Genomic DNA, 12930 nt, shown 5'->3' with positions numbered 1-12930 from the left:
CGGAGCCACCTCACTTGTACATCGTCTGGTTCATGGTTCCGGGGGCGTACGCGTCCGGGTCGACCCAGACGTTGATCAGTGACGGCTTGCCCGACTCGCGGGCGCGCTGGAGGGCCGGGGCGATGTCGGCGGGGTCGCGGACCTCTTCGCCGTAACCGCCCAGCATCTGGGCGAACTTGTCGTAGTGGACGTCGCCGAGGGTGTTGCCGACCCGCTCGCGCTCCAGGCCGTACTTGGCGGCCTGGCCGTAGCGGATCTGGTTCATGGAGGAGTTGTTGCCGACGATGCCGACGAACGGGAGGTTGTAGCGGACGAGGGTCTCGAAGTCCCAGCCGGTGAGGGAGAAGGCGCCGTCTCCGAAGAGGGCGACGACCTCCTTGTCGGGCCGTGCCTTCTTGGCGGCGAGCACGAAGGGGACGCCGACGCCGAGCGTGCCGAGCGGACCCGGGTCCATCCAGTGCCCGGGTGACTTGGGCTGCACGACCTGGCCGGAGAAGGTGACGATGTCGCCGCCGTCGCCGATGTAGATGGAGTCCTCGGTGAGGAAGTCGTTGATCTCGCTGACCAGCCGGTACGGGTGGATCGGCGAGGCGTCCGACTTCAGGTTCGGCAGCCGCTTCTCGATGGCGGTCTGCTCGGCGGCGCGCAGCTCGTCGAGCCACTCCTTGCGCTTCGACGCGCCCCCGTTGATGCGCCCGGAGGCCGCCTCGGTGACCGACTTCAGGACAAGACCCGCGTCACCGACGATCCCGAGGTCGATGTCCCGGTTCTTGCCGACGGTCCGGTAGTCGAGGTCGATCTGCACGACGGTCGCGTCCTGCGACAGCCGCTTCCCGTAGCCCATGCGGAAGTCGAAGGGTGTACCGACGATGACGATGACGTCGGCGTTGGAGAAGGCGTACCGGCGAGACAGCTGGAAGTGGTGCGGGTCCCCGGGCGGCAGCGTGCCGCGCCCGGCGCCGTTCATGTACGCGGGGATGTTGAGAGCGCGTACGAGCTCGATGGCGGACTCGGTGCCACGGGTCGTCCACACCTGGCTGCCCAGCAGGATCGCGGGCTTCTCGGCGTGCACGAGGAGGTCGGCGAGCTTCTCGATGGCCTCGGGGTCACCGGCCGAGCGGGTCGAGGCCCGGTAGTGGCCGGCGGCGGGGACCCGGGCCTTCTCGACCGGCACCTTGGCGTCGAGGACATCGCGCGGGATCTCCAGGAACGACGGGCCGGGCGCCCCGTGATAGCACTCGCGGAACGCCATCGACACCATGTCGGCGGCCCGCGCGGTGTCCGGCACGGTCGCCGCGAACTTGGTGATCGGCGTCATCATGTCGACGTGCGGCAGGTCCTGCAGGGACCCCATCTTGTGCTGGGTGTGGGCCCCCTGGCCGCCGATCAGCAGCATCGGGGACTCCGCGCGGAAGGCGTTGGCGACCCCCGTCACTGCGTCGGTCGTGCCGGGACCGGCGGTGACGACGGCGCAGCCGGGCTTGCCGGTGATGCGTGCGTAACCGTCGGCGGCGTGGGCGGCGACCTGTTCGTGGCGTACGTCGACGACCTCGATGCCTTCGTCGACGCAGCCGTCGTAGATGTCGATGATGTGGCCGCCGCAGAGCGTGTAGATGACCTCCACACCCTCCGCTTTGAGTGCCTTGGCGACCAGGTGCCCACCGGAGATGAGGTTCTGGCTGTTGTCGTCGGGCATGGCGAAGTCCTGTCCCTTCGTAGGGGATTGGGCGCGCGGAAGTGCAGCTCAGACGTGGTGCGCGCACTGCTCGTTGATGCCGTCGCGGTACATTGCATACAGTCGACGAATACTGTATGAAGCTTGTTATCCCGCATCCAGTGGGTGGTGTCCAGGGGGCGTGCGGCACTTTTAAGAGGGAGCCGAGATGGACCTGTTCGAGCACCAGGCAAGGGAACTCTTCGAGGAACACGGCATCTTGGTGCCGAGGGCGGAGGTCACGGACTCGCCCAAGGAGGCACGCGAGATCGCCCGCAGGCTCGGCGGCCGCGTCGTCGTCAAGGCACAGGTGAAGACCGGCGGACGCGGCAAGGCGGGTGGCGTGAAACTCGCCGCGGACCCCGCCGCCACCGAACTGACGGCACGCCAGATCCTCGGTATGGACATCAAGGGCCACACCGTAGGCAAGGTGATGCTGGCCCAACCGGTCGACATCGAGAACGAGTTCTACGTCAGCTACGTACTCGACCGAGCCGCCGGCCGATTCCTCGCCATCGCCTCGGCCGAGGGCGGCATGGACATCGAGGAGGTCGCAGCCACCCGGCCGGACGCCGTGGCGCGCGTCCACATCGACCCCGCGGAAGGCGTCACCTCGGCGAAGGCGGCCGAGATCGCGGATGCCGCCGGCCTGCCCCCGCAGACCGTCGACGTCCTGGTCAGGCTCTGGGACGTACTGATCCGCGAGGACGCCGTACTCGTCGAGGTGAACCCCCTCGTCCGTACCGCCCAGGGGCAGATCCTCGCCCTCGACGGCAAGGTCACCCTCGACGACAACGCCCGCTTCCGGCAGGCACGTTGGGGCGGCGGCCTGGAGTCCGCGCACGACGACCCGCTGGAGGCGGCGGCCGCCGCCAAGAACCTCAACTACGTGAAGCTGGACGGCGAGGTCGGCATCATCGGCAACGGCGCGGGCCTCGTCATGTCGACCCTCGACGTGGTCGCCGGCTGCGGCGCGCGTCCCGCCAACTTCCTCGACATCGGCGGCGGAGCCTCCGCCCAGATCATGGCCGACGGCCTCTCCGTCATCCTCTCCGACCCGGCGGTGAAGTCCGTCTTCGTCAACGTCTTCGGCGGCATCACCGCCTGCGACGCGGTCGCCGACGGCATCGTGCAGGCCCTGGAATCCGTCCACCTGACCAAGCCGCTGGTCGTCCGCCTCGACGGCAACAACGCCGTACGCGGCCGCGCGATCCTCGACGACCGCGCGCACCCCCTGGTCCAGCAGGCCACCACCATGGACGGCGCCGCGCGCCGCGCCGCCCAACTCGCCAACGCCAGCTGAAGGAGCGGGACATGGCCATCTATCTCACCAAGGAGAGCAAGGTCCTCGTCCAGGGCATGACCGGCGGCGAGGGCATGAAGCACACCCGGCGCATGCTCGCGGCCGGCACCGACGTCGTCGGCGGCGTCAACCCCCGCAAGGCCGGGCAGAGCGTCGACTTCGACGACCGCGCCGTGCCCGTCTTCGGCTCCGTGCGCGAAGGCATCGAAGCCACCGGAGCCGACGTCAGCGTCGTCTTCGTCCCGCCCGCCTTCTCCAAGGCGGCAGTTGTCGAGGCCGCAGACGCCGGCATCGAACTCGCCGTCGTCATCACCGAGGGCATCCCGGTCCACGACTCGGTCGCATTCACCGCGTACGCGAGGTCGAAGGGCACACGGATCATCGGCCCCAACTGCCCCGGGCTGATCACCCCCGGCCAGTCCAACGCGGGCATCATCCCGGCGGACATCACCAAGTCTGGCCGCATCGGCCTCGTCTCCAAGTCGGGCACGCTCACCTACCAACTCATGTACGAACTCCGCGACATCGGCTTCTCGACCTGTGTCGGCATCGGCGGCGACCCCGTCGTCGGCACCACCCACATCGACTGCCTGGCCGCCTTCCAGGAGGACCCCGACACCGAACTGATCGTCCTCATCGGGGAGATCGGCGGCGACGCCGAGGAACGCGCGGCCGCGTACGTCCGCGACCACGTCACCAAACCGGTCATCGGCTACATCGCCGGATTCACCGCACCCGAGGGCAAGACGATGGGCCACGCGGGCGCGATCGTCTCCGGCTCGTCCGGCACGGCCCAGGCGAAGAAGGAGGCCCTGGAAGCGGCCGGCGTACGGGTGGGCGACACCCCGACCGAGACGGCCCGGCTGGTCCTCGCCGCACTGGACGAGTCCGGATGAAGGAGCGTGGTGTCACTCATAGTTGACATAACGTTACTTTCCGAGGTCGCCATGCCTCGCCGGCGTCCCTCGTACGACGTCCCCGTACGCGAGTGCGCCAAGCACTCCAAGTGCGCCCAGTACTCCCGTACGGGAGACGAGCCATGCACTACCGAGCCATGAACTACCGCCCCCGATCGTGCACCGAGAGCGGAGCAACCGAATGGCACCCACCCTCACCCTCAAGTCCCACACCTCCTGGACCGACGCCTGGCAACGCTGCCTCGCCGTGGCGCCGGAAGCCTTCAGGGACGACCGTGTCCTGAACCTCTGGGGCGCCGCCTGGCAGGCGGACGGCAGGGCACTGCCCGCCACCAGCCCCGTGGACGGCAGTCCCATCGCAGGGCCGCCGCGCCTGGACGGCCCGACGGCCCACCAGGCCGTACGCGCCTCGCTCGACCACCACCGCGCCTGGCGGCACGTGCCCCTGGACGAACGCCGGGCCCGCGTCGCGGCCACGCTCGACGCGCTCACCGAACACCGCGAGCTGCTCGCCCTCCTCCTCGTCTGGGAGATCGGCAAGCCCTGGCGGCTCGCGCAGGCCGACGTCGACCGGGCCATCGACGGCGTGCGCTGGTACGTCGACGGAATCGAGCCCATGGTCGAGGGCCGGACCCCGCTCGACGGGCCCGTGTCCAACATCGCGAGCTGGAACTACCCGATGAGCGTGCTCGTTCACGCAATGCTGATACAGGCATTGGCAGGGAACGCGGTCATCGCCAAGACCCCGACCGACGGCGGCGTCGCGTGTCTCACCCTGGCCTGCGCTCTCGCCGCACGCGAGGGGATTCCCGTCACCCTCGTCAGCGGCAGCGGGGGCGAGCTGTCGGAGGCGCTCGTGCGCGCGCCCGAGATCGGCTGCGTCTCCTTCGTCGGCGGCCGCGACACGGGCGCCGCGGTGGCCACGGCCGTCGCCGACCTCGGCAAACGACACGTACTGGAACAGGAGGGTCTGAACACCTGGGGCATCTGGAACCACACGGACTGGGACACGCTGACGGCGGTCATCCCCAAGCTCTTCGACTACGGCAAGCAGCGCTGCACCGCCTACCCGCGCTTCGTCGTCCAGCGTGAGCTGTTCGACGACTTCCTGGCGGCGTACCTGCCGGCGGTCCGTACGCTGCGAGTCGGCCACCCGCTGGCGGTCGAGCACCCGGACGACCCCTACCCCCGGCTGGACTTCGGCCCTGTGATCAACGCGGCCAAGGCGAAGGACCTCCACGACCAGGTCGCCGAGGCGGTCGACCGGGGCGCGGTCCCGCTGCACCGCGGCCGGCTCGCCGACGCGCGCTTCCTGCCCGGCCAGGACACGGCGGCGTACGTCCAGCCGGTCACGCTCCTCAACCCGCCCCCGTCCTCGCCCCTCCACCACGCGGAACCCTTCGGCCCGGTCGACACCATCGTCCTGGTCGACACCGAGGCGGAGCTGCTCGCCGCGATGAACGCGTCGAACGGAGCGCTCGTCGCGACCCTGTCGACGGACGACGAGGCCACCTACGACCGGCTGGCCCCGCAGATCCGCGCCTTCAAGGTCGGCCACGGCAAGCCCCGTTCGCGCGGCGACCGCGACGAGCTCTTCGGCGGCTTCGGCGCGTCCTGGCGGGGCGCGTTCGTGGGCGGCGAACTGCTGATACGCGCGGTGACGCGAGGGCCGGCGGGGGAGCGGTTGCCGGGCAACTTCCCGGAGTACCACCTCATGCCGTGACAGCCAGTGGGCGGCGCCGTGCGGGGTGCCGCCCACTGGCCCCGGGGATCGTCGGTGGTCGTGTCCTGGTGCTGCGTGACCGGCGGCCGCCCGACCGGCGGGACGCCGGGGACGGTGGCATCGCGCGCCTACCCGATGCCCTGCCGGTCCGGGTGGAGGGCGAAGGCACGGTCCGCGGCCTCCGGGACGGTCCGTTCCACGGCCTGGGTCAGCAGGGTGCGATGCCGTACCAACGGCGCCCGACGGTCCTCGGAAACGGCACCGAGGAGATCTTCGAGCCCGGCCAGCAGGCGCCGGGTGACCTGAGGGCTGGACACCGCGCACCCCCGGATCTCGGTGAAGGCGAGGTCGACCAAATCGGTCCAGCCCGGCACGGGTTGCACCAGCCGTACGATGCCTCGCCGGTCCCGGTGCAACAGGGCCCCGAGCGGGTGCTGAGCCACCGAGGACAGGAACTGCACGATCCGGTCCACGGCCTGAACCGCCGTGGTGGGGTCGTTCACGGCCGGAGACAGGGCGCGCAGAGCGATGTCCGACAACTGCCGCAGCCCGAACCCCAGATCCTGATGGAACGTCCGCTCGGCACCCACGGACACCTGAAAACTCAGCGCCCGCAACCCCTTCGTGGCGGGACCCCCATGCACGGCGAACACCGGGTTGCCCGGCACGACGAAGTCCCCGATCCGAGGGACCAGCCGCAGAACGACACCGTTCTGCCGCGCCATCCGGACGAGCCGTGCGATGTCGACGTCCCGCAGCACGCCCGCGCGGCCGTGATGGGCGAAGCGGGCGGTCTCGGAACCGAGGTCGGGGCCGGGGCCGGTGCTGGTGCCGAGGGCCTCCTCCCCGGAGCTGTCGCGAGGCATGCCCGCGACGACCCGCAACGCCTCCCTGGTGATCAGGTCGACGACGTGCGCGACCCGCATCAGCCGCAGTGTCGAGTTCACGTACATCACGAACAGGACGACGCTCAGCCCCACCAGGATCAGCGTGAGGACGGACTGGACGAGCGGGATCGAGGCCACCAGTGCGGGATCACGCTGACTGTCGTACGAGGTGAGGACGAGCAGGGACTGGACGAAGGTGGCCAGGAACACCGCGAAGGTGGCCTTGGTGATCCGGCTCCGGACGAAGATCCGTACGACGCGGGGGCTGAACTGCCCGGCGGCCATCTGTACGGCGACCAGCGAGATGCTGAAGACGACGCCGATGAAGGTCATCATGGCCGCGCTGATCGTGGTGACCACGGTCTTCGCGTCCTCGGCGATCCCCAGCAGATCACTGACGGCGTCCTCGTCGCCCGCGTCGCGCAGCGCGGTCAGGATCGCGTCGTCCGCCGCCGTCGCCGCCGCCCACACCACGAACACCAGGACCAGAGCGGCGGTCGGAGCGAACCAGAACGTGTCCCGCAGATGCTCCCGCAGCGGCGACAGAGCCCGGTGCCGCCGTCTCCGTGGCAGCCCGTCCGTAGTCTTCCAGTCACCCATGGTGAGACTGTAGGCGCACCCTCCGCACCTGTCGGGAACCCCCGCCGGGACGAGGAAACGCAGGTGAAAGCCACTCCGAAAGCTTGGTATTGTTGTCCATGTCGCCACGGGGAACACCCCCGTCCAGGCGGCAGACACCTAGTCCGGGTGGCGGAATGGCAGACGCGCTAGCTTGAGGTGCTAGTGCCCTTTATCGGGCGTGGGGGTTCAAGTCCCCCCTCGGACACAATCTTTACGCACACAAATGGTGCCGGCCGGTTTTCGGTCGGCACCATTCGTGTTTCGTGGTCGGCGCCGGCGTCCAGGGTTGCCCGGCGGGCCTACGGTCGCATTCCTTGTCCTGTCATCGGCTGCTCCGTGTGCTGGAGGGCTGGAGGGCTGGAGGAGCTGGTCGACGGGTGCGTAGTCGTCGGTGAGCACCTGGGCGTCGCCGATCCAGGAGGTGAGGTCGTCGCCGGTGGCGATCTTCCAGCCGGTCTGCCGGGCGGCCAGTGCGTCCTGGGTCGCGCGCAGGTCGACCGGTCGGTCGGAGGCGAGCACCACCAGATTGCCGCCCTCGGGGGTGGCGGCCGGGTCGAGGCCGATGTCGGCGGGTTCGCCGACGAGGGCCACGTGCTCGAAGGTCTCGCGGAGGGTGGCTGCTTCGGCGCGTGCGAAGTCCAGCCCGCCGTGATCGATGAGGTTGGCGACGTACAGGCCGTCCTCGTCGAGCACCCGCCGTACGTCCGTCATCGCCTCCACCGTAGTGAGGTGCCATGGCACGCTGACGCCCCCGAAGGCGTCGCCGACGACGAGGTCACGACTGCCCGTGTCCAGTCGCCGCAGGCCGAGCCTGCCGTCCTCGGCGCGTACGTCGATACCGGCCTCCGACCCCAGACCGAGTCGGTCGCGGTTGATGCGCACGACCCCGCTGTCGATCTCGGACACAAGGCTGCGCGTCCCGGGCCGCGTGGCCCCGAGGTAACGGGGAAGGGTGAGCCCGCCGCCGCCCAGGTGGTGGGCGACCAGTGGCTCGCCTTTGGGGAAGGCGGAATCGACCACCGAGGCGATGGCACGCACGTATCCGAACTCCAGGAAGGTCGGATCGTCGACGTCGATGTAGGAGTGCCGCAAGCCGTCCAGAACGAGTGTCCGTCCGCTGTCCCGGTCGGGGTCCGCGACGACCCGTGCGCAGTGGTACTTGGTCTCCGTGTCGCAGGCACCGGGCGCGACCGTGGTGGCGAGGCCGCCGGCCACGACCACGAGTGTGAGGGCAGGGGCGCCGCTCCACCCGCGCGTTCGCCACTCGACCAGTGCCGCGCCGGCAACCAGCAGTGTTCCGAGGCCGATCAGGATGCCGCTGACCGACAACCGCGACACGAGGACGAAGCCGGTGAGGACGGTGCCGAAGATGGCGCCGACGGTCCCGACGCCGGACAGTCGGCCGACAACCGTCCCGGTCTCGGAAAGGCTGGTGAGACGCAACTTGGTCACGATGGGCGTCACCGCGGAGAGCAGCGCGCCCGGCACGAGGATGGTCAGCGACGCGATCAGCAGGAGCAGCGCCGGTGCCCACTCCGCGGCGGTGCGCAGCACGGCGGGGGTGAGCGCCACGACCGCTCCGGACACCCCGAGCGAGGGGCCTATGAGCCGGCGTGGATTGACCTGGTCGGCGATGCGCCCACCCAGCCAGGAGCCGAGGGCGATCGCGGTGAGGGCGATGCCGATCACCATGGTGCTGGTCTCGAGGGTGAGGCCGAGGTAGGGAGCCAGCAGCCGCAGAGCGACGATCTCGACCACCAGGACCGCGGCGGAGGACCCGAACACGAGCGCGGCAGCGGCACGGGAACCCAGGCCGTGGTCGCGGGGCGTGCCCTCGGCAACAGGTGAGGAGGACGATCCGGTCACGGGCGCCATCCTCGCACGCGGCTCATCGACCGGACAGCATGGTGAAATCCTCATGCCTCCAGCTACCTGGTGATGTGACCGGGGAAGGCCAACCGGGTTGCCGGTTCGTGCAGTTGAGGTCGTGGGGAAGGCGATGTCGGACCGTTGGTACCTCGGTTCCACGGCCTCGTTCGTGGTGCCCTTCGTGGAACGCGGCAACTGCCATGGCGAAGCCACGCAGTTGCTCATGACACCGGGGCGGCGGCCGGGTCGCTGGTCAGACCCCTGACCAGCGACCCGTGGTGGCCGGCGTCGCAGGGCCGGCCGGCTCCACGCCGGGTGCCGTGTCCGCGGTGCTGTCACTCCCTCGCTGTCCGGGGGAGCCAGCCATTGACCCGGCGGTCGGCCCATTGGACGAGCCCGACGGCGCCGAGGGCCACCAGGACGACGGCGAGCAGTACGGCCAGGACGCTCTCGCTGTCGAAGCGGCCGCCGGCCTGGGTGAGGACCCGACCGAGGCCGACGACGGCGATGAACATCTCGCCGTTGATCATTCCGGTGACCGCGCGGCCGATGCCGAGCCGGATGCCGGCCATGGCCAGCGGCAGGGCGGCCGGGACGACGACCTTCACCAGGAGCTGCCGCTCGCTCGCCCCGTACAGGCGGCTCATCTCGGTCAGGCGCTCGGGGACGGCCCGTACGGCGGAGGCGGTGCTGATCACGATGATGAACAGCGAGTACATGACCACGACGGCCACGATCGAGGCCCTGCCCGGGCCGAACAGCGAGAAGAAGACCGGGGCGAACACCAGGGAGGGTGCCGTCAGCAGGGCGTACATGTAGACGCCCAGCGCGGCGTCCCAGGTGCGGTAACGGCCCATCAGCACACCGAGCGTCAGCCCCAGGACCAGGGAGATCGCGAACCCGAGGACGAGGTTGGTGAGGCTGGAGGCCAGACTGCCGAGGATCAGGCCGTCCACGGTCATCTCCCACAGCCGGGCGACGACGGCACTCGCCGGCGGGAGAAAGGCCGCGTCGGCGGAGCGCGCGACCACCTCCCACAGGACCGCTCCGACCAGCAGCCCGACCAGCGGGGGAGGCACCGCGGCGCGCGGAAGCCGTCGTACGGCGGTGCGGGCCGCGGGGGCCGTGGCGGTCATCCGGCGACCTCCTGGGCGGCCGCGGCGCGGGCGGACGTGCGGTGGTCGGGGTGCATGGTGCGCAGGCTCTTCCACAGCCGTGAGGTGATCGCGGTGAACTCGGGCGACTGTTCGAGGCCACCGACGTCGGCCGAGCGGGGCCGGGGGATGTCGATGGGGACGATCTCGGCGATCCGGCCGGGCCGCGGGCTCATGAGGACGACCCGGTCCCCGAGCAGTACGGCCTCTTCCATGCTGTGGGTGATGAAGACGACCGTCAGCCGACGGCGCTCCCAGATGGACAGCAACTCCTCCTGGAGGATGCGCCGGGTCTGCTCGTCGAGCGCGCCGAACGGCTCGTCCATCAGCAGCACGTTCGGCTCGACGGCCAGCGCCCTGGCCAGTCCGACGCGCTGCTGCATGCCGCCGGACAGTTCGCCGGGCAGCCGCGACTCGAAGCCGCCGAGACCGACCAGATCGATCAGTTCCCGGGCCTTCTCATGCCTGATCGCGCGGCTCTCGCCCCGGAGTTCGAGACCGAAGGCGACGTTGTCCAGCACCGTGGCCCAGGGCAGCAGTGCGAAGTTCTGGAAGACCATGGCCCGGTCGGGACCCGGCCGTCGTACGGGCTCGCCGTCGACGGCGATGTCGCCCGCGTCGAAGTCGATGAGTCCGGCGATCGCGCGCAGCAGGGTGGTCTTGCCGCATCCGCTCGGGCCCAGGACGGTGAGGAACTCGTTGTCCCCGACCGTGAGGTTGACGTCCTCGAGGGCGTGGACCTCGCTGCCCTCCCGTCCGGTGAACTTCTTGGTGACGCTTCGGATCTCAATCACGTGTGCTCCTTGCGGAAGTCCTGAGGGCCGCCCATGGCGTGGCTTTGCGCTCGACCCAGCGGGCGGCGGCGATCAGCGCGAGGGCCTCGGCGAGAATGATGACGATGGTCGCGTACAACTTGGGCGCCTCGAAGAGGCCGCGGTACTCGAGGATGAGACCGCCGAACCCGACCGACACCATGAGCAGTTCCACGATGACCATGCCGGTGACGGCACGGCCGAGCGCGAGGCGGACGCCGGTCATGATGGCGGGCAGGGCACCGGGAATGAGGATACGCCGCCAGATCTGCGCCTCCGACGCCCCGTAGGTACGGCTCATCTCGATGAGCGAGGCGTCGATCTGCCGTATTCCGGCACGGGCGTTGACGATCACCATGACGACCGAGAAGAGGGTCACCAGGATCACCCGGGACAGCAGGCCGAATCCCACCGACATCACCAGCAGCGGAATGACGGCGGCCATCGGTGTCACCAGCAGAATGCTGAGATAGATGTCGGTGTAACGCTCGACCGTACGGAAGCGTCCGAGGAGCAGCCCGGCCGGCACGCCGAGGACGACGGACGCGACGAAGCCGAGCACCAGCGCCTGGTTGCTCAGCCAGAGCGCCTTCCACAGTTCGGCCTCGCCGAGCAGTTGGACGGTCGCCACCGCCGTGTCGGAGAAGGGCGGCAGCAGGATGCCGCCCCAGTACCGGCCGTAGACCTCCCAGGCTGTCGCGAACACGGCGAAGGTGAGCAGTTGGTAGAGGAGGGTGCCGTGAACTGCCTTCTGCAACAGGCGGCTTCTGGGACTGCGGGTCGGGGAACGGCGTGCCGTGACGGAGGCACCGGAAGCGGTCATGAGCCTTCTCCCCGTTCTTGCGCGGGCGGTTCCTGGGCGGCGGCCGGTTCCTGCTCGGCCGCCGCCCGGTCGACGAAGCTGAGGTCCGCCACGTCCTCGACGGGCATGCGCTTGACGATTCCCGCGTCGGCGAAGAAGTCGACCGTCCGCTGGAGACTCCGCGGAGTCAGCCCCGCGGCATCGAACAACCCGGCCTCCACGTACCGCCGGCTGGCGGCCTTGGCCGTCTCGTCGTCGTAGGCGTCCGGCAGGTACTTCTTCAGCAGGGACACGAGATAGCCGGGGTCCGCGTTGATCTTCCGGTGCTCCGCGACGATCGCGTCGATGAACGCCTGGCTGGGCTTCCGGTGTTCGCCGAGATAGTCCTCGTTCGCGTACACGGTCTGCGGGTGCAGTCCGGGAAAGACCTCCTTGAAGTCCGCCAGCCGGTGCAGTCCCTTGCCTCCGCCGGCCCGTTCCAGGGTGATGGCGTCGGTCACTTCGAGGGCGGTCGCGTCGATCTGGCCGGACAGCAGGGCCTGCGCGCGGGCATCGGAGCCGCCGATGGTCAGATACTCCGGTTCGGAGCCGTCACGGCAGTCCCTGCTGACCCACTGCCGGACCATCGCCGTCGCGACCGAGCCCTCGCTGAAGATCCCGAAGGGACGGCCGTCCAACTGGTCACAGCTGTCGCGGTTCTGGGCGCCGTAGACAGCCCATTGGTTGCCGATGGCATCGGCGACGATCCGGATCGGCGCACCTTTGGACATCGCGATCAGCGCCGGGCTCGTCGCCTCCGCCGAGAACTGGTAGTCGCCGCGGACGAGGCCCTCGATGGCGAGTTCGGGCTCGGCGGCCTCCTGCACCTTGACGTCGAATCCCTGCGCACGGACCGCGTCGACGGCCGCCAGCAGCGGAACAGCGGCGATATCGGGCTCGATCAGTGCCACGGTGAAGGAGTTGTCGCTGCCGCCGCCGGAACAACCGGCCAGCAGCAGGGTGGCGGAAACGATGGCGCCCAACGCCCTCCGGCGTTTCGGGCGGGACCGGGAAGCAGGCGTTCTCACCGAGCGACTCGACAAGAGGTCGCTCCTCTCTGCGAAAAGCCGCCGAGGCCTTGTGCCTTCG

The 12930-nt window shown here is 69.7% G+C and carries 10 protein-coding genes and 1 tRNA gene; 4 read left to right on the top strand and 7 right to left on the bottom strand.

Annotated features, from left to right (window positions below):
- Positions 1 to 10: 10 nt before the first annotated feature.
- Positions 11 to 1696 (bottom strand): thiamine pyrophosphate-binding protein, encoded by a 1686-nt coding sequence (locus OG718_RS13860; protein ID WP_143640874.1) that lies wholly within the window; start codon positions 1694 to 1696, stop codon positions 11 to 13.
- A 187-nt stretch (positions 1697 to 1883) separates the two neighbouring features.
- On the opposite strand from OG718_RS13860, the gene sucC reads away from it, so the two are divergent.
- The 3 genes from sucC to OG718_RS13845 all read left to right on the top strand — a co-directional run bounded on the left by sucC (position 1884) and on the right by OG718_RS13845 (position 5657).
- Positions 1884 to 3017, top strand: coding sequence for an ADP-forming succinate--CoA ligase subunit beta (sucC, locus tag OG718_RS13855; RefSeq protein ID WP_328844273.1), 1134 nt, complete (start codon positions 1884 to 1886; stop codon positions 3015 to 3017).
- Positions 3018 to 3028: 11 nt separating this feature from the next.
- Positions 3029 to 3913 (top strand): succinate--CoA ligase subunit alpha, encoded by an 885-nt coding sequence (gene sucD / locus OG718_RS13850; RefSeq protein WP_143640872.1) that lies wholly within the window; start codon positions 3029 to 3031, stop codon positions 3911 to 3913.
- Positions 3914 to 4115: 202 nt separating this feature from the next.
- Positions 4116 to 5657 carry an aldehyde dehydrogenase family protein gene (locus tag OG718_RS13845; protein WP_328844272.1) on the top strand — a complete coding sequence of 514 codons (1542 nt, stop codon included), beginning with the start codon at positions 4116 to 4118 and terminating at the stop codon, positions 5655 to 5657.
- Positions 5658 to 5785: 128 nt separating this feature from the next.
- Here OG718_RS13845 and OG718_RS13840 read toward each other — a convergent pair whose 3' ends face one another.
- Positions 5786 to 7144: a DUF2254 domain-containing protein gene (locus tag OG718_RS13840; protein WP_328844271.1), complete on the bottom strand. Its 1359-nt coding sequence runs from the start codon at positions 7142 to 7144 to the stop codon at positions 5786 to 5788.
- Positions 7145 to 7285: 141 nt separating this feature from the next.
- Between OG718_RS13840 and OG718_RS13835 the strand changes: the two genes are divergently transcribed.
- Positions 7286 to 7370: transfer RNA gene (locus tag OG718_RS13835), tRNA-Leu, on the top strand.
- Here OG718_RS13835 and OG718_RS13830 read toward each other — a convergent pair.
- The 5 genes from OG718_RS13830 to OG718_RS13810 form a co-directional block, all read right to left on the bottom strand.
- Entirely contained in the window at positions 7352 to 9040 is a 1689-nt protein-coding gene (locus OG718_RS13830) for a fused MFS/spermidine synthase (RefSeq protein ID WP_443055033.1), read from the bottom strand. The two genes, OG718_RS13835 and OG718_RS13830, sit on opposite strands and share 19 nt — an antisense overlap.
- 329 nt (positions 9041 to 9369) lie before the next feature.
- Positions 9370 to 10170, bottom strand: a complete 801-nt coding sequence (locus OG718_RS13825) for an ABC transporter permease (protein ID WP_143640869.1) — start codon at positions 10168 to 10170, stop codon at positions 9370 to 9372.
- A complete protein-coding gene (locus OG718_RS13820) occupies positions 10167 to 10982 on the bottom strand; it encodes an ABC transporter ATP-binding protein (protein WP_328844269.1) in 816 nt (271 codons plus the stop codon). Before OG718_RS13820 ends, OG718_RS13825 begins: the two co-directional genes overlap by 4 nt.
- Positions 10975 to 11823 carry an ABC transporter permease gene (locus tag OG718_RS13815; RefSeq protein ID WP_143640867.1) on the bottom strand — a complete coding sequence of 283 codons (849 nt, stop codon included), beginning with the start codon at positions 11821 to 11823 and terminating at the stop codon, positions 10975 to 10977. The genes OG718_RS13820 and OG718_RS13815 overlap by 8 nt, the downstream gene beginning before the upstream one ends.
- Positions 11820 to 12824, bottom strand: a complete 1005-nt coding sequence (locus tag OG718_RS13810; RefSeq protein WP_328844268.1) for an ABC transporter substrate-binding protein — start codon at positions 12822 to 12824, stop codon at positions 11820 to 11822. Before OG718_RS13810 ends, OG718_RS13815 begins: the two co-directional genes overlap by 4 nt.
- Between the last annotated feature and the right edge of the window lie 106 nt (positions 12825 to 12930).

The organism is Streptomyces sp. NBC_00258 (genome assembly GCF_036182465.1).
In the GTDB taxonomy this organism is placed as follows: Bacteria; Actinomycetota; Actinomycetes; order Streptomycetales; family Streptomycetaceae; genus Streptomyces.
The sequence above is the reverse complement of the archived record's forward strand: the minus strand, read 5'-3'. Positions and strand labels throughout refer to the sequence as shown.

Coding starts and splice junctions, on each gene's coding strand:
- OG718_RS13860 (WP_143640874.1), bottom strand. CDS start 1,696: ATGCCCGACGACAACAGCCAGAACCTCATCTCCGGTGGGCACCTGGTC.
- OG718_RS13840 (WP_328844271.1), bottom strand. CDS start 7,144: ATGGGTGACTGGAAGACTACGGACGGGCTGCCACGGAGACGGCGGCAC.
- OG718_RS13825 (WP_143640869.1), bottom strand. CDS start 10,170: ATGACCGCCACGGCCCCCGCGGCCCGCACCGCCGTACGACGGCTTCCG.
- sucC (WP_328844273.1), top strand. CDS start 1,884: ATGGACCTGTTCGAGCACCAGGCAAGGGAACTCTTCGAGGAACACGGC.
- OG718_RS13830 (WP_443055033.1), bottom strand. CDS start 9,040: ATGGCGCCCGTGACCGGATCGTCCTCCTCACCTGTTGCCGAGGGCACG.
- sucD (WP_143640872.1), top strand. CDS start 3,029: ATGGCCATCTATCTCACCAAGGAGAGCAAGGTCCTCGTCCAGGGCATG.
- OG718_RS13815 (WP_143640867.1), bottom strand. CDS start 11,823: ATGACCGCTTCCGGTGCCTCCGTCACGGCACGCCGTTCCCCGACCCGC.
- OG718_RS13845 (WP_328844272.1), top strand. CDS start 4,116: ATGGCACCCACCCTCACCCTCAAGTCCCACACCTCCTGGACCGACGCC.